Genomic DNA, 26,453 nt, shown 5'->3' with positions numbered 1-26,453 from the left:
CACCGATGAGCGACCAGAGCACCCGCACCCCGCTGATGGCGGGCAACTGGAAGATGAACCTCAACCACCTGGAGGCCATCGCCCACGTCCAGAAGCTCGCCTTCGCGCTGACCGACAAGGACTACGCCGAGGTCGAGGTCGCCGTCCTGGTGCCCTTCACCGACCTGCGCTCGGTGCAGACCCTCGTGGACGGCGACAAGCTGCGCATCGCCTACGGCGCGCAGGACGTGTCCGCGCACGATTCCGGCGCCTACACCGGCGAGGTCTCCGGGCCGATGCTGGCCAAGCTGAAGTGCACCTATGTGGCCATCGGGCACTCCGAGCGGCGGCAGTACCACGCCGAGGACGACGCGGTCGTCAACGCGAAGGTCAAGGCGGCGTACAAGCACGGCCTCACCCCGATCCTGTGCGTGGGCGAGGGCCTGGACGTGCGCAAGGCCGGCGAGCAGGTCCCGTACACCCTCGCCCAGGTCGACGGCGCGCTGAAGGGCGTCACCGCCGAGCAGGCCGCGTCGATCGTCATCGCCTACGAGCCGGTCTGGGCGATCGGCACCGGCGAGGTGGCCACCCCCGAGGACGCCCAGGAGGTCTGCGGGGCGATCCGCGGCCGGCTGGCCGAGCTGTACGACCAGGAGCTGGCCGACGGCGTGCGCATCCAGTACGGCGGCTCGGTGAAGTCCGGGAACGTGGCCGCGATCATGGCCCAGCCGGACGTCGACGGCGCGCTGGTCGGCGGCGCCGCGCTGGACGCGGAGGAGTTCGTGAAGATCGTCCGCTTCCGGGACCAGTGAACTCCCGGGACCGGTGAAGTACCCTGGCGGGGCCGGACGGCGTGACCACGCCGGTCGGCCCTGTCAGCACCTGTCCGTAGTCATGTAGTGCCGTCCTGCAGTCGAGAGAGTTGGTCCAGCCGTGGTCATCGGGTTCTCCATCGCCCTCATCATCTTCAGCCTGCTGCTCCTGCTGCTCGTGCTGATGCACAAGGGGAAGGGCGGCGGCCTGTCGGACATGTTCGGCGGCGGCATGCAGTCCTCCGTCGGCGGCTCGTCGGTGGCCGAGCGCAACCTCGACCGCATCACCGTGGTCGTCGGCCTGCTCTGGTTCGCCTGCGTGGTCGTGCTCGGCCTGGTGATGAAGTTCAAGAACTGACCGGGCGGTTGGTGCGCGAGAGGTCCGATTCCCGCCCTTTCGGGGAGAATTGACGCCGCGTCGTGGAAGCGGCCGGTCCGGGACTTATGATGGACGCGCGTCTTGGGATACCGTGCCCTTTCCCCACCGTCGGCGGGGAACGGCGGTCTCCGCAAAGGGCGACCTCGCAGCACGACGCAGCACCATCACGCAGGGAGTTACGACCGTGGCAAGTGGCAACGCGATCCGTGGCAGTCGGGTCGGGGCGGGGCCGATGGGAGAGGCCGAGCGGGGCGAGTCCGCGCCGCGGCTGCGCATCTCCTTCTGGTGCTCCAACGGGCACGAGACCCAGCCGAGCTTCGCCAGCGACGCGCAGATCCCGGAGACCTGGGACTGCCCCCGCTGCGGCTTCCCGGCCGGGCAGGACGAGGAGAACCCGCCGGCCCCCCGCGTACCGAGCCGTACAAGACGCACCTGGCCTATGTCAGGGAGCGCCGCTCGGCCGCGGACGGCGAGGCGATCCTGGCCGAGGCGCTCGCCAAGCTGCGCGGCGAGATCTGACCCGGTCTCCCGGTCTCCCGGTCTTCCACGGCCCGCTGAGGCCCTCCGGGGCCTCCAGGCCCCTGCCGAGGCCTGTCCCGGGCCTGTCCGCGCCCGCCGGTCGGTCGGCGCGTGCGCGCGGCTCGGCGCCTGCGGGCGGCTCAGCGCCTGCGGGCGCGGGCGGTGTGGCCGTCGGCGATGTGGGACGTCAGCGCGATCGAGGCGGTGGCCCGGTCGTAGGTGAGCTGCGCGACCCGCGCGTACAGGCAGTCCACGATCAGCAGCACCGAGTGGCGGGTGCCGAAATTGCCCCGGCGGAAGCTGGTCTCGCCGGAGTACGACGTCAGGTGGATGTCCGCGGCCTGCGCCACCGGTGACCGCGGGTCGCCGGTGACCGCCACCGTGGTGGCCCCGCGGTCCCCGGCCAGCCGCAGCGGCTCCAGCACCTCGCGGGTGGCCCCCGAGTGGGAGAAGGCCAGCACCGCGTCCGAGGGCGTCAGCAGCGCCGCGGAGGTCTCCGCCGCGTGCACCTCGGTCCACGCGTGCGCCGCGCTGCCGATGCCGAACAGCCGGGCCTGCGCCTCGTGCGCGACGATCCCCGAGCCGCCCACCCCGTAGACATCGGTCCTGCGGGCCCGTGCGAGGGCCTGTGCGGCCCGTTCCAGCGCCTCCCGGTCCAGCACCTCCGCGGTGTGCCGCAGGGCCCGCAGATCGGCCTCCGCGACCACGCCGATGACCTTCTCCAGGTCGTCCTCCGGGCCGATCTGCGGGCCCAGCGCCGCGCCCGGCGGCTCCGCCTCGGCCCGCCCCTGCTCCTGCGCCAGCTCGATCAGCAGCTGCTGGTAGGACTCCAGACCCAGCGCCCGGCAGAAGCGCGTCACGGTGGCCTGCGAGGTGCCGGTGCGGCGGCCCAGCTCGGCCGCCGAGCCGTGGGTGGCCGCCGCCGGGTCGGCGAGCACCAGTTCGCCGACCTTGCGCAGCGAGCCGGACATCCGGGGGAGTTCTGCGCGAATCCGCGAGGTGATCATGTCGGCGGTCTCCCGGGCTTGTGCGGAATGAATACGTCAACCACCATGCGGGGTGATGACTGAAATCTACAACCGGCCGCTGGTGATCGGCATCGACGCGGGCGGCACGAGCAGCAGGGCCTGCCTGGCCGAGGCGGGCGTCGGCGGCGCGGTGCTCGGCCGCGGCGCGGGCGGGCCCGGCAACGCGCTCAGCGTGGGCCGCGCGGACCTGACCCGGCACCTGACCGAGGCGATCGCCGCCGCCGTGCCGCCGGCCGCCCGCGCCCACGTGGCCGGCGTCTTCGGCGGCTTCGCGGGCGCCGCGGAGGGCCTGGGCAGCGAGCGCGGCCACGGGCTGGCGCTGTCCTGCGTCCGGGACGCGCTGGCCGCCAACGGCATCGCCGGCGCGGCCGTCGGCGTCGGCGGCGACACCGAGGTGGCGCTGGCCGCGGCGCCCGGCGCGCCCGCCGACGGCCTGGTGCTGATCGCCGGCACCGGCGCCATCGCCACCCGGCTGGCCAGCCGCCGGCGCGCCGCCGTGGTCGACGGCCACGGCTGGCTGCTCGGCGACGAGGGCAGCGGCTTCTGGCTGGGCGGCCGGGCGGTGCGCGCCGCCCTGGAGGCGCTGGACGGCCGCGGGCCCTGGACCGCGCTGGTCGGGCGGGTCGCCGCGCACTACCTGGGCGCCGCCGCGGCCGAGGGGCTGACGCCCGGGATCGACGCGCAGCGCCGCTGGGAGCTGGGCGAGGGCATCGTCACGCGCGCCTACGGGGAGCCGCCGGCCGCGCTCGCCCGGCTCAGCCGCGCCGCGGTCGGCGCCGCGCGGGACGGCGACGAGGTGGCGCTGCGGCTGCTGGACGCCGCCGCGGACCTGCTGGCGGACACCGTCGGCGCGCTCGGCCCGCGGGCGGGGGAGCCGCTGGTCCTCACCGGCGGCCTGCTCGGCCCCGAAGGCCCCCTGCTGGCCCGCGTCACCGACCGGCTGAAGCCCCTCGGCCTGCGGCTGCACCCCACCCGCGACGGCACGACGGGAGCGGCGGCACTGGCCGCGCTGCTGCTCTGAAGCGGCCGGGCGCGGGGCCGGTCCGAGACCTCCGCGCGCCGCGCCGCGCGTCCCGCTCTCCGGGCGGTCCCTTGACGGCCGCTGATGGTTGGTTGTTTCATCGTGACGTCACAGGCATGGTTGGTTGAACCAAGGAGAGCCGGAGTCATGGCCGACACAACGATCAGCGCCGCCGCGTTCGCCGACGAGGGCCGCGCGGCCGTCGACCGGGCGATCGAGGCGAACAAGGACTCCGTCGCCGCCGCCAGGCCTCTTCGCCGACTGCGTGGCCGCCGACGGCGTCATCCACGGCTTCGGCACCGGCCACTCGCAGGCCACCGTGCTGGAGATCGTCGGCCGCGCCGGCGGCTATGTGCCGACCAACCGGATCGGCCTGGCCGACCTGGTGCTGCGCGGCGGCGAGGACCGCTCGGTGCTCGCCGACCCGCTGCTGGAGCGCTCCCCGGGCCTGGCCCGCCGGCTGTACGAACTGGCCGAGCCGCGCCCGCAGGACCTGTTCGTGATCGTGTCGAACTCCGGCGTCAACAACTCGATCGTGGACATGGCCCTGCACGTCAAGGAGGCCGGGCACAAGCTGGTCGCGCTCACCTCGCTGACCCACACCCGCGCGGTGCCCGCGCTGCACCCCAGCGGCAAGCGGCTCGCCGACCTCGCCGACGCCGTGCTCGACAACTGCGCGCCGGCCGGCGACGCGCTGCTGCCGCTGCCCGACGGCAACGCCCTGTGCGGCGTCTCCACCATCACCTCCGCGCTGCTGGTCCAGATGGTCGTCGCCGAGTCCGTCGGACTGCTCACCGCCGAGGGCAAGGAGGCGCCGGTGTACGTCTCGGCGAACCTGCCCGGCGGCCACGAGCGGAACGTGGTCGTCGAGGAGCGCTACGCCGGGCGGCTGCACCGCGGCGGCTTCTGATCCGCCGCCGCCTCCCCTTCCTCTCGTCGCGCCACGCCATCAACTAGCGTGGTCACCGTAGCGAGGACGAGGAGAAGTGGACTGATGTCCGATACGAACGCGCAGCACACCACCAGGCTCGACCGGCGCCCCGAGTGGCACGCGCTGGCCAAGCACCGCGAGGAGGTCGGGGACACCCACCTGCGGGACCTGTTCGCCGACGACCCGGACCGCGCAGACCGCTACACCCTGCGGGTCGGCGACCTCCACCTGGACTACTCCAAGCACCTGGTCACCGACGAGACCCTCCGGCTGCTGCGCGAACTGGCCGCTGCAGCCGGGGTGTTCGAGCTGCGGGACGCGATGTTCCGGGGCGAGAAGATCAACGTCACCGAGGACCGGGCGGTGCTGCACACCGCGCTGCGCGCGCCGCGCTACGCGGAGATCGACGTCGACGGCCAGGACGTGGTGCCGGCCGTGCACGCGGTGCTCACCAAGATGTCGGTGTTCACCGACCGGGTGCGCTCCGGCGAGTGGACCGGCCACACCGGCAAGCGGATCAGGAACATCGTCAACATCGGCATCGGCGGCTCCGACCTCGGACCGGCCATGGCGTACGAGGTGCTCCGCCCGTACACCGCCCGCGACCTGACGTTCCGTTTCGTCTCCAACGTCGACGGCGCCGACCTGCACGAGGCGGTGCGGGACCTGGACGCCGCGGAGACGCTCTTCATCATCGCGTCCAAGACCTTCACCACCATCGAGACCATCACCAACGCCACCTCGGCCCGGCAGTGGCTGCTCGACCAGCTGGGCGCCGGCGACGAGGCGGTGGCCAAGCACTTCGTGGCGCTGTCCACCAACGCGCAGAAGGTCGCGGACTTCGGCATCGACACCCAGAACATGTTCGAGTTCTGGGACTGGGTCGGCGGCCGCTACTCCTACGACTCCGCGATCGGCCTGTCGCTGATGCTGGCCATCGGCCCCGAGGCCTTCCGCGACATGCTGGCCGGCTTCCACCTGGTCGACGAGCACTTCAAGACCGCGCCGCCGGAGCAGAACGCGCCGCTGCTGCTGGGCCTGCTCGGCGTCTGGTACGGCGGCTTCTTCGACGCGCAGTCGCACGCGGTGCTCCCCTACAGCCACTACCTCAGCCGGTTCACCGCCTACCTCCAGCAGCTGGACATGGAGTCCAACGGCAAGTCGGTGGACCGCCAGGGCAACCCGGTCAGCTGGCAGACCGGGCCGGTGGTGTGGGGCACGCCCGGCACCAACGGGCAGCACGCGTACTACCAGTTGCTGCACCAGGGCACCAAGGTGATCCCCGCGGACTTCATCGGCTTCGCCCGGCCGATCGGCGAACTCGGCCCGCTGGCCGGGCAGCACGACCTGCTGATGGCCAACTTCTTCGCGCAGACCCAGGCGTTGGCCTTCGGCAAGACGCCGGAGGAGGTGCGCGCGGAGGGCGTCGCCGAGGAACTGGTGCCGCACAAGACCTTCCGCGGCAACCACCCGACGACCACCGTCCTGGCCACCGAGCTGACCCCCTCGGTGCTCGGGCAGCTCGTCGCGCTGTACGAGCACAAGGTGTTCGTACAGGGCGCGATCTGGAACATCGACAGCTTCGACCAGTGGGGCGTCGAGCTGGGCAAGGTCCTCGCCAAGCGGGTCGAGCCCGCGCTGTCCGAGGGCGCCGACGTCCCCGGCCTCGACCCCAGCACCACGGCCCTGGTCGCCAAGTACCGCGAGCTGCGGGGGCGCTGAGCGCCGACGCAACAGGGGCGCGGGGAACGTTCCCCGCGCCCCTGGCGTGATGCCGCGCGCTGTGCGGTGACGCCCGCGCTATGCCGAGGCCGGCGGGTAGAGGTCCGCGGGCAGTTTCGCGGCGGCCGCGCGGTCCAGCAGCCACAGCGTGCGGGACCGGCCGTAGGCTCCGGACGCCGGGGCCTGCAGCTCGCCCGGCGCGGACAGCGCGAGGGCGACCGCCGCCGCCTTGTCCTCGCCGCCCGCCAGCAGCCACACCTCGCGGGCCGCCCGGATCGCCGGGAAGGTCAGCGAGATCCGGGTCGGCGGCGGCTTCGGCGAGCCGTGCACGCCCACCACCGTCAGCGTCTCCTCACGCGCCCCCGGGTGCTCCGGGAACAGCGACGCCACGTGCGCGTCCGGGCCGACGCCCAGCAGCAGCACGTCGAAGGAGGGCACTCGGGCGTGGTCCTCGGGACCCGCGGCCGCGGCCAGCTCCGCCGCGTAGGCCGCCGCGGCGGCCTCCACGTCGGAGCCGTACGCGCCGTCCGAGGCCGCCATAGCGTGCACCCGCGCCGGGTCCAGCGGCACCGAGTCCAGCAGCGCCTCCCGGGCCTGGGTGAGATTGCGCTCCGGGTCCCCGTCGGGCAGGAACCGCTCGTCGCCCCACCACAGGTCCAGCCGCCCCCAGTCCACCGCGTCGCGCGCGGGGACTCGGCGAGCGCGGCCAGCAGCCCGTTGCCGTTGCGGCCCCCGGTGAGCACCACCGAGGCGGCGCCCCGGGCGGCCTGGGCGTCCACGATCCTCGTGATCAGCCGGGCCGCCGCGGCGCGCACCATCAGCTCCTTGTCGCGGTGCACCACCACCTGCGGGGTGTGCGCGGTCACTTGGCCGACGCCTTCCCCGCCGCGCCCCGGCCCGCCGCCGCGGACTTGCCGGCCGCGGCCTTCCCGGAGCCGGCCGCCTTCGCGGCGCCCCCGGCGGGAGCGCTGCCGGCCGCGGAGCCGCCGGAACCGTCGGAGTCCAGCAGGTGCGTCTCGCCGAACCGCACGGTGGCGCGGTATATGTCGTCCGGGTCCAGCCTGCGCAGCTCCTCGGCGATCAGCTCCGAGGTCTCCCGCCGCTTGAGCGCCACATGGCGGTCCGGCTGCCCCGGCACCGACAGCTCGGCCAGCGCGCCGTCCGCCCGGTCCAGGCAGATCTCGCCGTCCGCGGTGGACAGCCGCGCCCCGGTGATGCCCGGGCCGTCGGAGACCCGCCGCTCCACCGGCACCCCGAGCCGGTCCGCCAGCCACAGGGCCAGCAGCTCCGCGCTCGGGTTGTACGCCTCGCCCTCCACGACCGCGGACCTGATCCTGGTGTGCTTCTGGTCCAGCGCCGCGGCCAGCATCGAGCGCCACGGCGTGATCCGGGTCCAGGCCAGGTCGGTGTCGCCGGGCGCGTACGACTTGGCGCGCTGCCCGATCGAGCCCACCGGGTCCTCGGTCGCCGCCGCGTCCGTGATCCGGCGCGCCGCCAGCCGTCCCAGCGGGTCCTCCGCGGGGTTGTCCGGGGCCTTGTCCGGCCACCAGCACACCGCGGGGGCGTCCGGCAGCAGCAGCGGCAGCACCACGGACTCGGCGTGGTTGGCCAGCTCGCCGTGCATCCGCAGCACCACGGTCTCGCCGGTGCCGGCCTCGTCGCCCACCACCACCTCGGCGTCCAGCCGGGCCAGCGCCCGGTCCCGCGGCGAGCGCCCGGGCCGCTTGATGACGACCAGGATGCGCGACGGGTGCTCCTTCGACGCCTCGTGCGCCGCCTTCAGCGCGTCGTAGGCGCTGCCCTCGTCGGTGACGATGACCAGGGTCAGCACCATCCCGACCGCCGGGGTGCCGATCGCCCGCCGGGCCTGGATCAGCCCCGCGTTGATCTTCGAGGAGGTCGTGTCCGTCAGATCGATTCTCATGGCCGGCGCCAGCTCCTGCCGTCTCGTGCGAGCATCTCGTCCGCCTCGACCGGGCCCCAGGTGCCCGAGGCGTACTGCGCGGGCTTGCCGTGCTTGTCCCAGAACGCCTCGATCGGGTCGAGGATCGTCCAGGACAGCTCGACCTCCTGGTGGCGCGGGAAGAGGTTGGCGTCGCCCAGCAACACGTCCAGGATGAGCCGCTCGTACGCCTCCGGGCTGGACTCGGTGAACGACTCGCCGTACGCGAAGTCCATCGTCACGTCCCGGACCTCGGTGGAGGTCCCCGGCACCTTCGAACCGAACCGCACGGTCACGCCCTCGTCCGGCTGCACCCGGATGACCAGCGCGTTCTCGCCCAGCTCCTCGGTGGCGCCGGACTCGAACGGCAGGTAGGGGGCGCGCTTGAACACCACCGCGATCTCGGTGACCCGGCGGCCCAGGCGCTTGCCGGTGCGCAGGTAGAACGGCACCCCGGCCCAGCGGCGGTTGTTGATCTCCAGCTTGACCGCCGCGTAGGTGTCGGTCTTGGACTTGGGGTCGATGCCCTCCTCCTCCAGGTAGCCGAGCACCTCCTCGCCGCCCTGCCAGGCGTGCGCGTACTGCCCGCGCACGGTGTACTTCGCCAGGTCGTCCGGGAGCACGACCGCGCCCAGCACCTTCAGCTTCTCCGCGGTCAGCGCCTTGGGGTGGAAGGAGCCGGGCTCCTCCATCGCGGTCAGCGCCAGCAGCTGCAGCAGGTGGTTCTGGATCACGTCACGGGCCGCGCCGATGCCGTCGTAGTACCCGGCCCGGCCGCCGATGCCGATGTCCTCGGCCATCGTGATCTGCACGTGGTCCACGTAGGACCGGTTCCAGATCGGCTCGTACATGGTGTTGGCGAAGCGCAGCGCCAGGATGTTCTGTACCGTCTCCTTGCCCAGGTAGTGGTCGATCCGGAAGACCTCGTTGGGCGGGAACACCTCGTGCACGATCCGGTTCAGCTGCTGCGCGCTGGCCAGGTCGTGGCCGAACGGCTTCTCGATGACGGCGCGCCGCCAGGAGTCGCCGCTGCCCTGCGACAGCCCGTGCTTCTTCAGCTGCTGCACCACGTTCGGGAAGAACTTCGGCGGCACCGACAGGTAGAAGGCGAAGTTGCCGCCGGTGCCCCGGGCCTTGTCCAGGTCCTCAATGGTCGACTTCAGCTGCTGGAACGCCTTGTCGTCGTCGAAGTCGCCCTGCACGAAGCGGCAGCCCTCGGCCAGCTGCTGCCACACCTCCTCGCGGAACGGCGTGCGCGCGTGCTCCTTGACCGCGTCGTGCACCTCCTGCGCGAAGTCCTCGTTCTCCCAGGACCTGCGGGCGAAGCCGACCAACGCGAAGCCCGGCGGCAGCAGCCCCCGGTTGGCCAGGTCGTACACCGCCGGCATCAGCTTCTTGCGGGACAGGTCGCCGGTCACGCCGAAGATGACCAGGCCCGAGGGGCCGGCGATCCGCGGCAGCCGCCGGTCCAGCGGGTCGCGCAACGGGTTGCGCGCGACCGCCGTGTCGGCCGCGCCGCCCGTCGCGTCGACGGTCGTCGCGTCGACGGCCGCGGCCGCCTCGGCGGCGCCGGAGGCGTCGGTGGATTGCGTGGTCACTCAGGCCTCCGAGGGAGCGAGCCGCTCGAGTTCCGCCTTGGTGGAGTCCAGCAGCTCGTTCCAGGCCGCCTCGAACTTCTCCACGCCCTCCTCCTCCAGCACCCGGACCACGTCGTCGTACGACACGCCGACCGCGGCCAGCGCGTCCAGGTCGGCGCGCGCCTGCTCGTAGCTGCCGTGCACCCGGTCGCCGTCGATCCGGTCCTGCTGCTCGGTGGCCTCCAAGGTGGCCTCCGGCATGGTGTTCACGGTGTTCGGCGCGACCAGCTCGTAGACGTACAGGTCGGCCGGGTAGGCCGGGTCCTTCACGCCCGTGGACGCCCACAGCGGGCGCTGCTTGTTCGCGCCGGCCTTCTCCAGCGCCAGCCAGCGGTCGGAGGCGAACACCTCCTCGTACGCCTGGTACGCCAGCCGCGCGTTGGCGACCGCGGCCTTGCCCTTGAGCGCCTTGGCCTCGTCGCCGCCGATCTTCTCCAGCCGCTTGTCGATCTCGGTGTCGACGCGGGAGACGAAGAACGACGCCACCGAGTGGATCTCGTTCAGGTCCAGGCCGGCCGCCTTGGCCTTCTCCAGGCCGGTCAGGTAGGCGTCCATCACCGCGCGGTAGCGCTCCAGCGAGAAGATCAGCGTGACGTTGACGCTGATGCCCAGGCCGATGGTCTCCGCGATGGCGGGGATGCCGGCCTCCGTCGCCGGGATCTTGATCAGCGTGTTCGGCCGGTCCACCAGCCACGCCAGCTGCTTGGCCTCGGCGACCGTGGCCAGCGTGTCGTGCGCCAGCCGCGGGTCCACCTCGATGGACACCCGGCCGTCCTGGTGGTCGGTGGCCTCCCAGACCGGCCGCAGCACGTCGGCGGCGTCCCGCACGTCGGCGGTGGTGATCATCCGGATGGCCTCCTCGACGGTCAGCCGCCGGGCCGCGAGGTCCTTGAGCTGGCTGTCGTAGCCGTCGCCCTGGGAGATCGCCTTCTGGAAGATCGACGGGTTGGTGGTCACGCCCACCACGTGCTGCTCGTCGATCAGCTCCGCCAGGTTGCCGGACGTGATCCGCTTGCGCGACAGGTCGTCCAGCCAGATCGCGACGCCTTCGTCGGAGAGGCGCTTGAGTGCGTCTGTCATGGGAATTGCATCTCCTGATTTCGTCGTGTTGTCAGCGTCAGCGATCTACGGCGGCGAGGGATTCCCGGGCCGCGGCGGCCACCGCCTCCGGGGTGAAACCGAACTCGCGGAACAGCAGCTTGCCGTCGGCGGAGGCGCCGAAGTGCTCCAGGCTCACGATCCGCCCGGCGTCGCCCACGTAGCGGTGCCAGGTCAGACCGATGCCCGCCTCGACCGCTACCCGCGCCCGCACCGACGGCGGCAGCACGCTGTCCCGGTACGCCTGGTCCTGCTCGTCGAACCACTCCACGCACGGCATCGACACCACCCGGGTCGGGATGCCCGCGGCCTGCAGCTCCTCGCGCGCGCCCACCGCCAGCTGCACCTCGGAGCCGGTGCCGATCAGCACCACCCGCGGCTCGGCCGCCGCGCCGTCCGCGCCCTCGGCGTCGAACAGCACATAGCCGCCGCGCGCCGTCTCGTCGTGCGGTTCGTACGTCGGCACGCCCTGCCGGGTCAGCGCCAGGCCGTGCGGGGCGCCCTTGCCGAACTCCTTGGTCCAGCGCCGCTGGATCTCCCGCCAGGCGATCGCCGTCTCGTTGGCGTCCGCCGGGCGCACCACGTTCAGCCCGGGGATCGCCCGCAGCGACGCCAGGTGCTCCACCGGCTGGTGGGTCGGGCCGTCCTCGCCGACGCCGATCGAGTCGTGCGTCCACACGTACGTCACCGGCAGGTGCATCAGCGCCGACAGCCGCACCGCGTTGCGCATGTAGTCGGAGAACACCAGGAAGGTGCCGCCGTAGACACGGGTGTTGCCGTGCAGCGTGATGCCGTTCATCTCGGCGGCCATCGCGTGCTCGCGGATGCCGAAGTGCAGCGTGCGGCCGTAGACGTCGGCGCCCGGCAGCGGATTGCCCTCCGGCAGGAAGGAGGAGTTCTTGTCGAACGTGGTGTTGTTCGAGCCGGCCAGGTCGGCGGAGCCGCCCCACAGCTCGGGGATCACCGCGCCCAGCGCCTCCAGCACCTTGCCCGAGGCGGCGCGGGTGGCCAGCGACTTCCCGGTCTCGAAGACCGGCAGCTGCTCCTCCCAGCCCTCGGGCAGCTCGCCCGCGTCGATCCGGTCGAACAGCGCCGCCCGCTCGGGGTTGGCGGTGCGCCACGCGGCGAACGCCTTGTCCCACGCGGCGCGGGCCTCACGGCCGCGCTCGCCGACCGCACGGGTGTGCGCGATCACCTCGTCGGCCACCGCGAAGTGCTGGTCGGGGTCGAAGCCGAGCACCTCCTTGGTGGCCCGCACCTCGTCCTCGCCCAGCGCCGAGCCGTGCGCGGCGCCGGTGTTCTGCGCGTGCGGCGCCGGCCAGCCGATGATGGAGCGCACCGCGATGAACGACGGGCGCGAGGTCTCGGCCTTCGCGGCCTGCATCGCCGCGTACAGCGCGGGGACGTCCAGCGAGCCGTTCTCCGCCATGTCGACGCGCTGCACGTGCCAGCCGTACGCCTCGTACCGCTTGACGGTGTCCTCCGAGACCGCGGTCTCGGTGTCGCCCTCGATGGAGATGTGGTTGTCGTCCCACAGCAGCACCAGGTTGCCGAGCTTCTGGTGGCCGGCCAGCGAGGACGCCTCCGCGGAGATGCCCTCCTGGAGGCAGCCGTCGCCGGCGATGGCCCAGATCGTGTGGTCGAAGGGGGAGGAGCCGGCCGGCGCCTGCGGGTCGAACAGGCCGCGCTCGTAACGGGCGGCCATGGCCATGCCCACCGCGTTGGCCACGCCCTGGCCCAGCGGGCCGGTGGTGGTCTCCACGCCGGCGGTGTGGCCGTACTCGGGGTGGCCCGGGGTCTTGGAGCCCCAGGTCCTGAAGGACTCCAGGTCGCTCAGCTCCAGGCCGTAACCGGCCAGGTAGAGCTGCGTGTAGAGGGTCAGGCTGGAGTGCCCGGCGGAGAGCACGAAGCGGTCGCGGCCGGTCCAGTCGGGGTCCGCGGGGTCATGCCGCATGACCTTCTGGAACAGCAGGTACGCGGCGGGAGCCAGGCTCATCGCCGTGCCCGGATGGCCGTTGCCGACCTTCTGCACGGCATCCATGGCCAGGACGCGGGCGGTGTCCACCGCGCGCTCGTCCAGTTCGCTCCACTCGAGGTCTGAGGTGGTCGGCTGCTTGCTCACCCTGGGTCAGGGCTCCTCTCCGGATGTAGAAAGCGCCGGTGACACGGTGTCTGTCCGACGTTCACGAGCCTACCGCCGCAGGGGCGCTCACCTTTTCGATCCTGCCCCGGCATCGGCGCCTTCGCCTCCTGAAACCGGTGAACGGATCGTGAAGGCGGGCGGCGCGGGCGTGCGGCCGGCGGGCGCGGGCGTGCGGCCGCGCGGCCACCGGGGGGAAGCGGCGCGGGACAGTGCGGAGGACCCGGTGCGGACAGTGCGGGGGACTCGGTGCGGCGCCCGGTGCGGGACACGAGGGGCGCGCCCAACCCCCCGGGCGAAAGCCGGGTATTCCCTACCTCTAGAGTGGCGTGGTACGCGCAAGCGCCACGGCCCGACGGTTCCACCGCGGCCGGCGGGCGCCTGCCGGACCCTTCTGTCTTCAGTGTCTTCGTGTCTTGGGGTGCTCGTGACGGCCGTCGAATCCCGACCCGCAGGGGTCACCCGACCCGCAGGGATCACCGGGGCCGGCTCCGGCCCCCGCCCCGGCAACCGGCCGCCGCGGGCCCGGGTGATGGGATTCGTGGCGCTGACCAAGCCGCGCATCATCGAACTGCTGCTGGTCACCACCGTCCCGGTGATGTTCCTGGCCGCGGGCGGGGTGCCCGATCTGTGGCGGGTGCTGGCCACCGTGATCGGCGGCTACCTCTCGGCGGGCGGCGCCAACGCGCTGAACATGTACATCGACCGCGACATCGACGCGCTGATGCACCGCACCGAGCAGCGTCCGCTGGTCACCGGCATGGTCTCGCCGACCGAGGGCCTGGTCTTCGGCATCGTGCTCTCGGTGGTCTCCACCGTGTGGTTCGCGGCGCTGGTCAACCCGCTGTCCGCGGTGCTGTCGCTGACCGCGATCCTCTACTACGTCTTCGTCTACACCCTGTGGCTCAAGCGCCGCACCGCCCAGAACATCGTCTGGGGCGGCGTGGCCGGCTGCCTGCAGGTCTTCATCGGCTGGTCCGCGGTGCGGGACGAACTGGCCTGGGCGCCGTTCGTGCTCTTCCTCGTCCTCTTCTTCTGGACGCCGCCGCACTACTGGCCGCTGTCGATGAAGGTCAAGGACGACTACGAGCGGGTGGGCGTGCCGATGCTGCCGGTGGTCGCCGGCAACCAGATCGTCGCCCGGCAGATCGTCCTCTACAGCTGGGTCATGGTGCTCACCTCGCTGGCGCTGTGGTGGCCGCTCGGCGTGACCTCGTGGTTCTACCCGGTGGTCGCGGCGGTGCTGGGCGCGGTCTGGCTGAAGGAGGCGCACGGGCTGCACGCGCGGGCCAAGGCCGGGATCGCCGGCGCCAAGCTCAAGGAGATGCGGCTCTTCCACTGGTCGATCACGTACGCGACGCTGCTGTTCGTCGCGGTGGCGGTCGACCCGTTCCTGCACTGAGGCCGTCGCCGGCGACCAGCGCGTCGCCGAGCGGGGTCCGGCGGTAGCGCACCTCGTAGCCGTGCCGCTCGCCGGTGACCAGGCCGGTGCGGCGCAGCACCGCCAGGTGCTCGGAGACGGTGGCCGGCGCGAAACGGTGGCGGTGCGCCAGCCAGGAGGTCGCGGCCGGTTCGGCGAGGTCGGTCAGCAGCAGGGCGCGGGTCCTGCCGATCAGCCGGCCGAGGTCGCCGCCGGTCCCCGCCTCCCTGAGAGTGCCGACGCCGCGGGCCGGATAGACCAGCGTGGGCTGCCAGGGCGGGTCCAGCACGACCACCACCTGGTCCCACTTGAAGGCGCTGGGCAGCAGCACCAGGCCGGCGCCCGCCAGGTCGCGGTGGTCGTCGTCGCCGTGCGCGCGCACCAGCACGTCGTCGTGGAAGCGCACCGAGGGGTGCAGCTCGGCGAAGAGCAGGTCGAGCCCGCCCTCGGCCAGCCGCCCCGCCCGGTAGGCGATGTCCGCCTCCAGCAGCGCGCGCAGCCGCGGCCAGTACGGCGCGACGAGGGACCGCCACGCCGCCGCGACCAGCCCGGTGAGCAGGTCCAGCACCTCGGCCGGGTCGCCCCGCAGCAGCGTTCCGGTGGCGGAGCGCGCGGCGCCGGGTGTGTCGGCGAGCGAGCGGTCGATCTCCCGCCGCACCTGTTCATGCGGGGTCGCGGCGATCCGGGCCAGCTCGGCGTCGAACGCCTCGGGCGCGTCCCGCGGCGGGGGCGACAGGAAGTCGGGGGTGTAGCCGCGGCGCGGCTGCAGCAGGGTCAGCGGCCGCAGGTCCAGGTGGGCGAGGGCGGGCCGCACCTCCGCCAGCCAGCGCTCGTGGGGCCCCGGCGGCTGCGGCCCGGTCGCCACGCGCACCGCGGAGAGCGTCTCGAACACCGGTGAGTAGGAGAGGCGGCAGCGGCGCAGGTCGGCTGCGCCGAAGCGGAGGGTGGCGGCGATGGGGGCCTCCCGGGGGCGGGCGCGTGCGGGCGTGGTCGGGGCCTGCGGGCGCGGTTGGGTCGGTGTGCGGGGTCGAGGTCGGGTGCGGTCGGGCCGGGGCGGGGCCGGCGCGGGGCGGGGCCCGGCCCGGGCCTGCGGGTGATTCGCAGTGGCGGGTGGTTCGAGGGGCGGCCCGGCACGGCCGGCCGGGGACTGATTCGGCGGCCACCGAATCAGTGGCGGCGATTCTAGCCGGGCCCGCAGGCTGTCCACGTCCCGGCCGAGCGGCCGGGCATCGGCGGCGACCTGCGGCGACGGCGCCGCGACGGCTGCGGACCGGAGGCGTACGGCAGTGGGGAGTGGGGACGGCCATGGCATCGGGAGCGGGCACGGAAGCGGGCGCGGGCAGGGAAGTGGGAGCAGGCACGGCACCGGGCGGGGGAGCGGCACCGGGCGGGGGAGCCGCGGCCACGTCGGGCACGGCGACCGGCGAGGGGGCGACGCACGTACACGGTCCCGGCGCGGACGCCGCCGACGCGGGCGCGGCGAACCCGCCCGGCGCGGCGTGGGAGGCGCGGAACCTCGCGCTGTGGGCCGCGTTGGACGGCTACGGCGAGAAGGGCGAGGCGGGCGCCGCGGAGTTCCGTGCGGCGATGGACGCGCTGGTGGCGGAGCTGCCGGCGGGCGACCCCGTCGCCGCGTTCGAGCGCGCCGCCGCCTGGGACTCCACCGGGCACTCCGACCGGGCGGTCCCCCTCTACCGGGAGGCGCTGCGGGGCCGCTTGCCGGGCGAGCGCCGGCGCCGCGCGGTGATCCAACTGGCCAGCTCCCTGCGGAATCTGGGCCGCGCGCAGGAGAGCGTCGAGCTGCTGACCGCCGAGCGCGCGGCCGGCGGCGACCACCTCGGCGACGCGGTCGCCGCGGTCCTCGCGCTCGCCCTGGCCGACGCGGGCCGCCCCCGCGAGGGCGTCGCCGTCGCAGTCGCCGCCCTGGCCCCCCACCTGCCGCGCTACCAGCGCTCGATGGCGGCCTACGCGCGCGCCCTGACCGAGGACGCCCCGCGGCCGGACGCGGACGCGTAGCCGGCGGCGCGTCCCGCCGGCGCGGGTCCTCGCGCGGGCGGGGGGTGCGCCCGGAGTTACCCGTAAGTAGCATGGGCGCATGACAGACGACAACGCGGAGCGCGCGGCGGACGCGGCGCACTCGACGGGCAGCGGGGTGACCTCGGCGGACGGCGTGGACCGGGCGGCGGCGCGGGCCGCGGCGCGCGCAGAGCGGCAGGCCGGGCGGCTGGCGCGGCGGATCTCCGCGTTCGCGTCGGCGCACGGCGGCGCGCCGGTCGAGGCGAACGTGGCGTACCTCGGCGAGCGCGGCGCCCGGGTGGTGCTCGTCGCGCGGGACGGCGCCTGGGGCGACCTGGTCGCGCCCACCTATGCGGTGGCGCAGGCCGCGGTCGCCCGCGCGGGCGCGACGGTCCACGAGGCGTTCGACGGCGAGATGGCCGCCAAGGTCACCACGGGGCCGTACGAATGGACCCGGATGGCGGGCATCCAGATCGGCGGCCCCGCCAACACCTGACGCGGTCCTCGCGCGTTGTTCCCGTTGCGGGCCCCCGGCGAGCGGCCGGACCCGTCGCCGCCGGCACGGCGGCGCGGAGGGCGACGGCGACGGACGACGCGACGGGAGCACGGCGGATGGCCGCGGCGCAGGGACACCTCGTGGACGCGTACTGCCACGGGGTGCTCCAGGGCGACCTCGGCCTCGGCGCGTTCGAGGCCCGGCTGCCGGGCGCCGCGGCCCCCGGCACCACACTCTTCGACAGCCCCACCGGCTTCGCGGTGCGCCGCTGGTGCCCGCCGCTGCTCGGCCTGGAGCCGCACTGCCCGCCGGCCCGCTATCTGGCCAGGCGGCGGGAGCTGGGCGCGTACGAGGCGGCGCGGCGGCTGCTGCGCGGCACCGGCATCACCGGCTACCTGGTCGACACCGGCGAGCCGGGCGACCTCACGCCGCCCCGCGAGCTGGGCGCGGCCGGCGCGGCGCCCGCGTACGAGATCGTCCGGCTCGAACCGCTGGCCCAGCAGGTCGCGGACACCTCGGGCACCGTCGACGGCTTCCTCGCCAACCTCGCCGAGGCGGTGCACGGCGCCGCCCTGGACGCGGTCGGCTTCTGCTGCGGGGACGGCGTCGCGCCGCGCCCGGCCGGCCGGCACGCCAGGCCCGGCCGCGGCACGCCGGTGCGCACCGCCCTCGACGGTCCGCAGGTGTGGTGGCCGTCGGTCGAGGACGGCGCCGGGCCGGCGGCGCGGCGGGGCAGGCGTACGGCACGGGCCGCCACGCCGATCGCTGGCCGCGGGGCGAGGCGTACGGGCGGGGCGACGCGTACCGGCAGGGTGCCTGGTACGGCGGGGACGACGCTGTCGGTGGCGGCCCGTACGGCCAGGGCGGTGCGTACGGCATGGTCGGCGGCGGCGCCCACGGCGTGGACGGCGGCCTGGACCTTCGGCCGCCGGAGCCGGCGCGGGTGCGGCGTGCGGCGGCCCGCTGGCTGGGCGCGCGGCGGGTCGGCGGGCGGCCGTCGGACCCGGTGCTGCTGAGCCACCTGCGCTGGCAGGCCGTGGCCACCGGGCTGCCGCTGGTCCTGCGGTACGCCGCCGCGGGTCCGGGGCCCCGCGCCGCGGAGGGCTTCCTGCGGGCCACCGCGGGGCTCGGCATGGAGGTCGTCCTGCTGCCGGGGCCGCCGCACGAGTTCGCGGCGGCGGAGCTGGCGGCGGCGCTGCCGCACGTCTACGTCGCGCTGGGCGGCGACCCCTCGGCGGTGCTGGCCCGCACGCCGTTCGGGAAGGTGCTGTACGCCAGCGGCGCGGTGGGCCTGCCGGAGCTGTACGTCACGGGGGTGCGCGCGTTCCTGGACGGGCTGCACCGCACGGTCGCCGAGCGGGTGGCCGCCGGGGAGTGGTCGGCCGGCGACGGGGAGCGCGTCGCGGCGCTGGTCGGCGAGGGCAATGCGCGCAGGGTGCACCGGCTCCCGGTTACGGCGGCGGGCCGGCTGCCCGGGCCGCGGCTACCGCGGGGCGGGGGACCCGGGCGCGGTCGCGGCTGAGGCGGTGGCGGCCCGGCCCCCGGCGGCGTCTGCGGTTTCCGCGGCCTCGGCGGCCTCGGACACCTGGGCGCGGCCCGGCACGGCCGCGGGCAGCGCGCCCGGCTCCGCGAACGGCCGCTCGCGGAACGACAGCAGCACCAGCAGCACCGCGATCCACACCAGGCACGCACCGAACATGTGCAGGTCGACCAGCGCGGCCGGCAGGTGCGTGAAGTACTGGACGTAGCCGATGACGCCCTGGCCCATGAGCACCAGGAACAGGTCCCTGGTACGCCGCTGCGGCCCGACCGGCGCGTCCACCGCGCGCAGCACGAACCACAGCGCGACGGTCAGCCCGACCACGACCCACGCTACGTCGGCGTGCAGCTGGGCGATCGTCTTCCAGTCCACCTCGATGCGCTGGACCTTGTACTTGCCGGTCGACTCGCCCGGGTGCGGCCCGGCGCCGCTGACCAGCGTGCCGACCACGATCAGCACCGCGGAGGCGGCGGCGAGCACCTGGCCGAGCTGCCGCACCGGCTTGCCGACCAGCGGGCGCGCCGAGGCGTCGCCCTCGGCCAGCCGGTGCCAGGTCAGCACGGCGACGGTGATCAGCGCGGCGGACAGCAGGAAGTGGAAGGACACCACGTACGGGTTGAGCTTGGTCAGCACGGTGACGCCGCCCCACACCGCGTTCGCCACGACGACCCAGAACTGCGCCCAGGCCAGCCGGTACACGCCGGTGCGGCGCGGCTCCATCGCGCGGATCGCCACGATCGTCCAGCCGACCGCGGCGCACAGCACGTACGTCAGCATCCGGTTGCTGATCTCGATCGTGTGGTGGATGCCCATCTCGCGGGTGCCGAGCAGGCTGTCGCCCTTGCAGGTCGGCCATGTCGGGCACCCGAGCCCGGACGCGGTCAGCCGCACCAGGCCGCCGGTGACGACGATCACCACCGACATCGCCAGCGCGGCCAGCGCGGCCCGCCGCACCACCCGGGCGGACGGCGTCCACCGTGCGGCGACGAACGCAAGCGGATTGAGCGCACTTTCGGACAGCTTCACCACCCGCCCATGGTAGGCGCCCCCTTGTGCACCTTTTCACGAGGGGTCCACGTCTTCACGAGGGTCCGGCGGTGGGTGGGCCCGGGGTTCGGGGGTGTCGGGGGCGCTGGGCTGACGCGAAGGGCTCCCCGGGCTATGGGTGCGGCTTCTCGCCCCGCGCCAGCATCGCCACGTACGTCTCGATCCGGCGGGCCCGGGTCTCGGGCTTCTTGGCGTCCTGGACGCGGTAGAGGATCGCGTAGCGGTTCCGGCGATCCAGGGCGGCGAAGGCCGCCGCCGCGGTCGGGGCGGCGGCCAGGGCTGCGGCGAGGTCGTCGGGGACCGTGGCGGTCCGCGCGCCGGCGTAGGCCGCCTCCCAGCGGCCGTCCGCGCGGGCGCGGTCGACCTCGGCCTGGCCGGCGGGGCGCATCCGGCCCTGTGCGATCAGCGCGAGCGCCTTGTCCCGGTTGATCCTGGACCACCTGCTGCGCGGCGTGCGCGGGGTGAACCGCTGGAGCCACCACTCGTCGTCGAGCGCGGCCTTCCGGCCGTCGATCCAGCCGTGGCAGAGCGCTTCGTCGAGCGCCTGGGCGTAGTCCAGCCCGACGGCCCCCGCGCCCTTCTTGCGCAGCTTGAGCCAGACGCCGGACGAGACGGCGTGGTTCTCCTCGAGCCATGCCCGCCACGCCGCGGCGGAGGCGAAGGCGACGATCTCCCGGTCCTCGGTCACCCCACCAGCCAACCACGTCCCGCCGACAGCCGAGGGGCCGTGCGGGCCCCGCTACTCCCAGCGGAACCAGCGGGAGGCCGCGGTGAGGGACACCACGGACCAGGCGGCCAGGACGAGCAGGGGGTGCCAGGGGATGCCGGCGCCGTGCTGCAGGACGTCGCGCAGGGAGGTGGACAGCGCGGTGATCGGGAGCTGGTCGAGGACGACCCGGGCGCCGTGCGGGAACTTGTCCATGGGCACGATCACGCCGCCCGCGACCAGCAGGAGGATGAAGACCAGGTTGGCCGCGGCCAGCGTCGCCTCGGCCTTGAGGGTGCCGGCCATCAGCAGGCCCAGGCCGGAGAAGGCCGCGGTGCCGAGCAGGACCAGCGCGGCCACCGCGAGCGGGTTGCCGTGCGGCGACCAGCCGAGGGCCAGCGCGATGACCGTGAGCAGCGCGATCTGCAGCACCTCGGTGACCAGCACCGAGCAGGTCTTCGCCGCCATCAGCGCCCAGCGGGGCAGCGGCGAGACGCCGAGGCGCTTGAGGACGCCGTAACGGCGCTCGAAACCGGTCGCGATGGCCTGGCCGGTGAAGGCCGTGGACAGCACCGCGAGCGCCAGCACGCCGGGTGCGAGGAAGTCCACCGACCTGCCGCGCCCGGTGTCCACGATGTCGACCGAGCTGAAGAGCACCAGCAGCAGCGCCGGGATGACGACCGTCAGCAGCAGCTGCTCGCCGTTGCGCAGCAGCATCACCGTCTCCAGGCGGGCCTGGGAGGCGATCATCCGCAGCGTCGGCGCGGCGCCGGGCCGCGGCGCGAAGACGCCGGTGGCGAAGGCGCCGGTCCCGGTCCCGGACCCGGACCCGTTCGAGCGGGAGCCCGTCCCGGCCGCACCGGTCCCGTTCGAGGTGGAGCCCGCGCCCGCCCCGGTGCTCGTCGTGGCGGTCATGCGCGCAGCTCCTTGCCGGTCAGTTCCAGGAACACGTCCTCCAGGGTGCGGCGCTCGACCGCGAGCCGGTCCGGCATCACGCCGTGCTGGGCGCACCAGGAGGTCACGGTGGCCAGCAGCTGGGGGTCGACCTTGCCCTCGATGCGGTAGCTCCCGGGCGTCAGCTCGACCGCGACGGTGTCCGCCGGCAGGGCGTTGAGCAGCGACACCAGGTCGAGGCCGGGCCGCCCGGAGAACCGCAGCGTGTTCTCCGCGCCGCCCCGGCACAGCTCCTCGGGGGTGCCCTCGGCGATCGCCCGGCCGCCGTCGATGATCACCACCTCGTCGGCGAGCTGCTCGGCCTCGTCCATGTAGTGCGTGGTGAGCACGACCGTGACGCCGTCCGCGCGCAGCTCGCGCACCAGGTCCCAGGTGGCGTGCCGGGCCTGCGGGTCCAGGCCCGCGGTCGGCTCGTCGAGGAAGACCAGCTCGGGCCGGCCGACCACGGCCATCGCCAGCGCGAGCCGCTGCTGCTGGCCGCCGGACAGCCGCCGGTAGGGCGTACGGCCGCACGCCTCCAGGCCGAGCCGCTCGATCAGCAGCGCCGGGTCCACCGGGTGCGCGTGCAGCGACGCGGTGTGCCGCAGCATCTCCACCGCGTGGGCGCCCGGGTACACCCCGCCGGACTGCAGCATCACGCCGATTCTCGGCCGAAGCCGCGCCGCCTCGGTGACCGGGTCGAGGCCGAGCACCCTGGCCGACCCGCCGTCCGGTCTCCGGTAGCCCTCGCACATCTCGATCGTGGTGGTCTTGCCCGCGCCGTTGGGGCCCAGCACCGCGGTCACCGCGCCGCGGGCCACCGACAGGTCGAGACCGTCGACGGCGGCCTTGGTCCCGTACCGCTTGACCAGACCGGTCGCCTCGACCGCGGGCTCGTTTCGCATGCCGACGAGTCTAGGGAGCGCGTGCCGCCCGGGGGACCGCAGGGGTGGAACGCTGCCCGCGCGAGCACCCTCGGAGCGCCCGGACCGCCACGGGGCCCACCGTCACTTAGGTCACCCTAAGTGACGCACCCCACCGCGCCCGCGATCATCGCGGCTTGCCCGGCCGCGCCGAATTACGCAACAATGGCATTGTGAAAAACGTCGGTGGCGTCCCCCAGGGGGCGGCGGAGGAGCAGACGACCGGGGAGCGGCGCACCCGCAACCGGGTCGCCCGCTCCATCCTGGACCACGGACCCTCCACCGCCGCAGACCTGGCGCAGCGGCTCGGCCTGACCCAGGCCGCGGTCCGCCGCCACCTCGACGCCCTGACCGCGGAGCACATGGTGGAGGCGCGCGACCAGCGGGTCTACGGACACCGCGGCCGCGGCCGCCCCGCCAAGGTCTTCGCGCTCACCGACGGCGGCCGGGACGCCTTCGACCAGTCCTACGACCAGCTCGCCGCGGACGCCCTGCGCTGGATCGCCCAGTCCGCGGGCGGCGGCGAGCAGGGCGAGGCCGCGGTCTCCGCGTTCGCCCGCGCCAGGGTGGCCGCGCAGGCCGAACGCTACCGCGCCGTCGTCGAGGCCGCGGCCCCCGAGGACCGCGCCGCGGCGCTGGCCCGCGCGCTGTCCGCGGACGGGTACGCTGCCAGTGCCCGCAGCGCGGCCGGGGAAGCGGGCCCGGCGGGGGAGCAGCTGTGCCAGCACCACTGCCCGGTGGCGCACACGGCGCAGCAGTTCCCGCAGCTGTGCGAGGCCGAGGCGGAGGTCTTCTCCCGCCTGCTCGGCACCCACGTGCAGCGGCTGGCCACCATCGCCCACGGCGACGGGGTGTGCACCACCTTCATCCCGCAGACCCAGGTCGGCCGCGCCGACGCCGCCGACCGGGAACGCGACGGCCGGCCGGGCGACGGCCGGCCCGGCGGGCGAAAACCCGGCGGCCCGGCGCCCGCCGACCGAGAACCCGCCGACCCAGAACCCGGCGGCCGAGAACCCGCCGAGCACGACCCAGCGCAGCACCCCGAGCACCACCGCACCACCACAGACCACGCACCAGTCAGCACGTCCGGGAGGAAACCCGCATGACTGCTCCCACGGAGACCACTCACCCGGAGCTGGAAGGCATCGGCACCTACGAGTACGGCTGGGCCGACTCGGACATCGCCGGCGCCGCCGCCAAGCGCGGCCTCTCCGAGGACGTCGTCCGCGACATCTCCGCGAAGAAGTCGGAGCCGGACTGGATGCTGAAGATGCGTCTGAAGGGCCTGCGGCTGTTCGACAAGAAGCCCATGCCCACCTGGGGCTCGGACCTGTCCGGCATCGACTTCGACAACATCAAGTACTTCGTGCGGTCCACCGAGAAGCAGGCCGAGAGCTGGGACGACCTGCCGGAGGACATCAAGAACACCTACGACAAGCTCGGCATCCCCGAGGCGGAGAAGCAGCGCCTGGTGGCGGGCGTCGCCGCGCAGTACGAGTCCGAGGTCGTCTACCACCAGATCCGCGAGGACCTGGAGGAGCAGGGCGTCATCTTCATGGACACCGACACCGCGCTGCGCGAGCACCCCGAGCTGTTCCAGGAGTACTTCGGCACCGTCATCCCGGCCGGCGACAACAAGTTCGCCTCGCTGAACACCGCGGTGTGGTCCGGCGGCTCCTTCATCTACGTGCCGAAGGGCGTGCACGTGGAGATCCCGCTCCAGGCCTACTTCCGGATCAACACCGAGAACATGGGCCAGTTCGAGCGGACCCTGATCATCGTCGACGAGGACGCCTACGTCCACTACGTCGAGGGCTGCACCGCGCCGATCTACAAGTCGGACTCGCTGCACTCCGCGGTCGTCGAGATCATCGTCAAGAAGGGCGGCCGCTGCCGCTACACGACCATCCAGAACTGGTCGAACAACGTTTACAACCTGGTCACCAAGCGCGCCGTGGCGTACGAGGGCGCGACCATGGAGTGGGTCGACGGCAACATCGGCTCCAAGGTCACCATGAAGTACCCGGCCGTGTACCTGATGGGCGAGCACGCCAAGGGCGAGACGCTCTCGATCGCGTTCGCCGGCGAGGGCCAGCACCAGGACGCCGGCGCGAAGATGGTCCACATGGCGCCGAACACCTCGTCCAACATCGTCTCCAAGTCGGTGGCGCGCGGCGGCGGCCGCACCTCCTACCGCGGCCTGATCGAGATCGGCGAGGGCTCGGCCGGATCGAAGTCCAACGTGCTGTGCGACGCGCTGCTGGTGGACACCGTCTCCCGCTCCGACACCTACCCCTACGTGGACGTCCGCGAGGACGACGTGTCCATGGGCCACGAGGCGACCGTCTCCAAGGTCTCCGACGACCAGCTCTTCTACCTGATGAGCCGCGGCATGACCGAGTTCGAGGCCATGGCGATGATCGTGCGCGGCTTCGTCGAGCCGATCGCCAAGGAGCTCCCGATGGAGTACGCGCTGGAGCTGAACCGCCTGATCGAGCTGCAGATGGAAGGGGCCGTCGGCTAGCCGCCCCGTCCCCACCCGCCGCGCCTCCGACGCGCCCGCCCCGGCCACCGGCCCGGACCGCCGGACGACGCACTCCCCGTACTCCCAGAAAGCGAGCAGCAGTACAGCCATGGCCGAGAACACCCCTGCGGGGAGCACCACGGACGGTGCCATCACGGTGGGGCAGCCGGTGGAGCAGCCCACCGACGCCAGGACCGGCGTCGAGCCGTCGTACGACGTGGCGGACTTCCCGGTGCCGCACGGCCGCGAGGAGGAGTGGCGCTTCACCCCGCTGGAGCGGCTGCGCGGCCTGCACGACGGCACCGCGGAGGCCACCGGCGCGCTGCGCGTCGACGTGACCGCCCCCGACGGCGTCACCGTGCAGACCGTGGACCGCGACGACCCGCGGCTCGGCCGGGCGGGCAAGCCCGTCGACCGGGTCGCCGCCCAGGCGTACTCCGCCTTCGAGAAGGCGTCGGTGGTCAGCGTCCCGAAGAACGCGGTGCTCACCGAGCCGGTGCGGATCGCGGTGCACGGCGAGGGCGGCACCGTCTACGCCCACCAGCTGGTGGAGCTGGGCGACTTCGCCGAGGCCGTGGTGGTCATCGACCACACCGGCGACGCCACGCTCGCCGCCAACGTCGAGTTCGTGCTCGGCGACGGCGCCCGGCTCACCGTGATCTCGGTGCAGGACTGGGACGACACCGCCGTGCACGCCGCCCAGCACACCGCGCTGGTCGGCCGCGACGCCTCCTTCAAGTCGGTCGTCGTCACCTTCGGCGGCGACCTGGTCCGGCTGCACCCCCGGGTGGTCTACGGCGGCCCGGGCGGCGAGGCCGAGCTGTTCGGCCTGTACTTCACCGACCGGGGCCAGCACCAGGAGCACCGGCTGTTCATCGACCACGACACCCCGCACTGCCGGTCCAACGTCGCCTACAAGGGCGCGCTCCAGGGCCAGGACGCGCACGCGGTGTGGATCGGCGACGTGCTGATCAGGGCCGCGGCCGAGGGCACCGACACCTACGAGCTGAACCGCAACCTCGTCCTCACCGACGGCGCGCGGGTCGACTCGGTGCCCAACCTGGAGATCGAGACCGGTGAGATCGTCGGCGCCGGCCACGCCTCGGCGACCGGCCGCTTCGACGACGAGCAGCTGTTCTACCTGCAGTCCCGCGGCATCGGCGCGGAGGACGCCCGCCGCCTGGTGGTCCGCGGCTTTTTCGGCGAACTGGTCCAGCAGATCGGGCTCGCCGACCTGGAGGAGCGGCTGATGGCGAAGATCGACGCCGAACTGGAGGCATCCGTCGGATGACAGTCGAAGAGGGCGCACCGGGCGCCGCGGCCGGCTTCGTGCGGGCCTGCGCGCTCAGCGAGCTGGAGGACGACACCCCGCACCGGGTCGAGCTCGGCGGCGTGCCGGTGTCCGTCGTGCGCACCGGCGGCGAGGTCTTCGCCATCAACGACGTCTGCTCGCACGCCAACGTCTCGCTCTCCGAGGGCGAGGTCGAGGACTGCCAGATCGAGTGCTGGCTGCACGGCTCCAGCTTCGACCTGCGCACCGGCAAGCCGTCCGGGCTGCCCGCCACCCGCCCGGTGCCCGTATACCCCGTACAGATCGTTGGGGACGACGTGCTCGTCTCCGTCACCCAGGAGTCCTGAGT

General features: G+C 73.7%; 21 protein-coding genes and 5 pseudogenes. 15 read left to right on the top strand and 11 right to left on the bottom strand.

Going from position 1 to position 26,453, the window contains the following annotated elements; translation table 11 throughout:
- Positions 1–5 precede the first annotated feature (5 nt).
- From tpiA to VSR01_RS07705, 3 genes and pseudogenes are all read left to right on the top strand, one after another.
- Positions 6–791 (top strand): triose-phosphate isomerase, encoded by a 786-nt coding sequence (gene tpiA, locus VSR01_RS07715; protein WP_326448514.1) that lies wholly within the window; start codon positions 6–8, stop codon positions 789–791.
- A 121-nt stretch (positions 792–912) separates the two neighbouring features.
- Positions 913–1,149 carry a preprotein translocase subunit SecG gene (gene secG / locus VSR01_RS07710; protein ID WP_326448513.1) on the top strand — a complete coding sequence of 79 codons (237 nt, stop codon included), beginning with the start codon at positions 913–915 and terminating at the stop codon, positions 1,147–1,149.
- Positions 1,150–1,402: 253 nt separating this feature from the next.
- Positions 1,403–1,617 (top strand): annotated as a pseudogene (locus VSR01_RS07705) (RNA polymerase-binding protein RbpA); the annotation flags it as partial.
- Between the two features lie 212 nt (positions 1,618–1,829).
- On the opposite strand, the gene VSR01_RS07700 reads toward VSR01_RS07705, so the two are convergent.
- The gene (locus tag VSR01_RS07700) at positions 1,830–2,696 is read right to left on the bottom strand and encodes a MurR/RpiR family transcriptional regulator (protein WP_326448512.1); all 867 of its coding nucleotides are present in this window, start codon (positions 2,694–2,696) and stop codon (positions 1,830–1,832) included.
- A gap of 55 nt (positions 2,697–2,751) precedes the next feature.
- On the opposite strand from VSR01_RS07700, the gene VSR01_RS07695 reads away from it, so the two are divergent.
- The 3 genes and pseudogenes from VSR01_RS07695 (at position 2,752) to pgi (ending at position 6,391) form a co-directional block, all read left to right on the top strand.
- Positions 2,752–3,738, top strand: coding sequence for a BadF/BadG/BcrA/BcrD ATPase family protein (locus VSR01_RS07695; RefSeq protein ID WP_326448511.1), 987 nt, complete (start codon positions 2,752–2,754; stop codon positions 3,736–3,738).
- A gap of 147 nt (positions 3,739–3,885) precedes the next feature.
- Positions 3,886–4,648, top strand: a pseudogene (locus VSR01_RS07690) (sugar isomerase domain-containing protein).
- Between the two features lie 84 nt (positions 4,649–4,732).
- Positions 4,733–6,391, top strand: coding sequence for a glucose-6-phosphate isomerase (gene pgi, locus VSR01_RS07685; RefSeq protein ID WP_326448510.1), 1,659 nt, complete (start codon positions 4,733–4,735; stop codon positions 6,389–6,391).
- A gap of 78 nt (positions 6,392–6,469) precedes the next feature.
- On the opposite strand, the pseudogene pgl reads toward pgi, so the two are convergent.
- The 5 genes and pseudogenes from pgl to tkt form a co-directional block, all read right to left on the bottom strand.
- Positions 6,470–7,209, bottom strand: a pseudogene (gene pgl, locus VSR01_RS07680) (6-phosphogluconolactonase).
- A 44-nt stretch (positions 7,210–7,253) separates the two neighbouring features.
- Positions 7,254–8,315: a glucose-6-phosphate dehydrogenase assembly protein OpcA gene (gene opcA, locus VSR01_RS07675; RefSeq protein ID WP_326448509.1), complete on the bottom strand. Its 1,062-nt coding sequence runs from the start codon at positions 8,313–8,315 to the stop codon at positions 7,254–7,256.
- Entirely contained in the window at positions 8,312–9,817 is a 1,506-nt protein-coding gene (gene zwf, locus VSR01_RS07670) for a glucose-6-phosphate dehydrogenase (RefSeq protein ID WP_326453546.1), read from the bottom strand. Before zwf ends, opcA begins: the two co-directional genes overlap by 4 nt.
- Before the next feature lie 114 nt (positions 9,818–9,931).
- Complete coding sequence (tal, locus tag VSR01_RS07665; RefSeq protein ID WP_326448508.1) at positions 9,932–11,050, bottom strand: transaldolase; 1,119 nt, start codon at positions 11,048–11,050, stop codon at positions 9,932–9,934.
- Between the two features lie 37 nt (positions 11,051–11,087).
- Entirely contained in the window at positions 11,088–13,190 is a 2,103-nt protein-coding gene (gene tkt / locus VSR01_RS07660) for a transketolase (RefSeq protein WP_326448507.1), read from the bottom strand.
- Between the two features lie 445 nt (positions 13,191–13,635).
- Here tkt and VSR01_RS07655 point away from each other — a divergent pair, with 445 nt between their 5' ends.
- Complete coding sequence (locus VSR01_RS07655) at positions 13,636–14,610, top strand: heme o synthase (protein ID WP_326448506.1); 975 nt, start codon at positions 13,636–13,638, stop codon at positions 14,608–14,610.
- Here the strand turns inward: VSR01_RS07655 and VSR01_RS07650 are convergent.
- Positions 14,555–15,520: an ArsR/SmtB family transcription factor gene (locus VSR01_RS07650; RefSeq protein WP_326448505.1), complete on the bottom strand. Its 966-nt coding sequence runs from the start codon at positions 15,518–15,520 to the stop codon at positions 14,555–14,557. The genes VSR01_RS07655 and VSR01_RS07650 overlap by 56 nt on opposite strands.
- 413 nt (positions 15,521–15,933) lie before the next feature.
- On the opposite strand from VSR01_RS07650, the gene VSR01_RS07645 reads away from it, so the two are divergent.
- The 4 genes and pseudogenes from VSR01_RS07645 to VSR01_RS37675 all read left to right on the top strand — a co-directional run.
- Positions 15,934–16,644 (top strand): tetratricopeptide repeat protein, encoded by a 711-nt coding sequence (locus VSR01_RS07645; protein WP_326448504.1) that lies wholly within the window; start codon positions 15,934–15,936, stop codon positions 16,642–16,644.
- Between the two features lie 79 nt (positions 16,645–16,723).
- Complete coding sequence (locus VSR01_RS07640; protein ID WP_326448503.1) at positions 16,724–17,140, top strand: hypothetical protein; 417 nt, start codon at positions 16,724–16,726, stop codon at positions 17,138–17,140.
- A 116-nt stretch (positions 17,141–17,256) separates the two neighbouring features.
- Positions 17,257–17,766: pseudogene (locus tag VSR01_RS07635) on the top strand (amidohydrolase); the annotation flags it as partial.
- Between the two features lie 246 nt (positions 17,767–18,012).
- Positions 18,013–18,203, top strand: a pseudogene (locus tag VSR01_RS37675) (amidohydrolase); the annotation flags it as partial.
- 420 nt (positions 18,204–18,623) lie between these two features.
- Here the strand turns inward: VSR01_RS37675 and VSR01_RS07625 are convergent.
- From VSR01_RS07625 to VSR01_RS07610, 4 genes are all read right to left on the bottom strand, one after another.
- Positions 18,624–19,709, bottom strand: a complete 1,086-nt coding sequence (locus tag VSR01_RS07625; RefSeq protein ID WP_326448501.1) for a COX15/CtaA family protein — start codon at positions 19,707–19,709, stop codon at positions 18,624–18,626.
- 130 nt (positions 19,710–19,839) lie between these two features.
- Complete coding sequence (locus VSR01_RS07620; RefSeq protein WP_326448500.1) at positions 19,840–20,415, bottom strand: YdeI/OmpD-associated family protein; 576 nt, start codon at positions 20,413–20,415, stop codon at positions 19,840–19,842.
- Between the two features lie 51 nt (positions 20,416–20,466).
- Positions 20,467–21,183 (bottom strand): ABC transporter permease, encoded by a 717-nt coding sequence (locus VSR01_RS07615; protein ID WP_326453545.1) that lies wholly within the window; start codon positions 21,181–21,183, stop codon positions 20,467–20,469.
- Between the two features lie 161 nt (positions 21,184–21,344).
- Positions 21,345–22,271: an ABC transporter ATP-binding protein gene (locus VSR01_RS07610; protein ID WP_326448499.1), complete on the bottom strand. Its 927-nt coding sequence runs from the start codon at positions 22,269–22,271 to the stop codon at positions 21,345–21,347.
- Positions 22,272–22,462: 191 nt separating this feature from the next.
- On the opposite strand from VSR01_RS07610, the gene VSR01_RS07605 reads away from it, so the two are divergent.
- From VSR01_RS07605 to VSR01_RS07590, 4 genes are all read left to right on the top strand, one after another.
- Positions 22,463–23,395, top strand: coding sequence for a helix-turn-helix transcriptional regulator (locus VSR01_RS07605; protein WP_326448498.1), 933 nt, complete (start codon positions 22,463–22,465; stop codon positions 23,393–23,395).
- Positions 23,392–24,813: a Fe-S cluster assembly protein SufB gene (gene sufB, locus VSR01_RS07600; RefSeq protein ID WP_326448497.1), complete on the top strand. Its 1,422-nt coding sequence runs from the start codon at positions 23,392–23,394 to the stop codon at positions 24,811–24,813. Before VSR01_RS07605 ends, sufB begins: the two co-directional genes overlap by 4 nt.
- A 109-nt stretch (positions 24,814–24,922) precedes the next feature.
- The gene (gene sufD, locus VSR01_RS07595; protein ID WP_326448496.1) at positions 24,923–26,104 is read left to right on the top strand and encodes a Fe-S cluster assembly protein SufD; all 1,182 of its coding nucleotides are present in this window, start codon (positions 24,923–24,925) and stop codon (positions 26,102–26,104) included.
- The gene (locus VSR01_RS07590; protein WP_326448495.1) at positions 26,101–26,451 is read left to right on the top strand and encodes a non-heme iron oxygenase ferredoxin subunit; all 351 of its coding nucleotides are present in this window, start codon (positions 26,101–26,103) and stop codon (positions 26,449–26,451) included. The genes sufD and VSR01_RS07590 overlap by 4 nt, the downstream gene beginning before the upstream one ends.
- The last annotated feature ends 2 nt before the right edge of the window (positions 26,452–26,453 follow it).

This window comes from Actinacidiphila sp. DG2A-62, assembly GCF_035825295.1.
In the GTDB taxonomy this organism is placed as follows: Bacteria; Actinomycetota; Actinomycetes; order Streptomycetales; family Streptomycetaceae; genus Actinacidiphila.
This window is presented reverse-complemented; position numbering and strand designations above follow the sequence as displayed.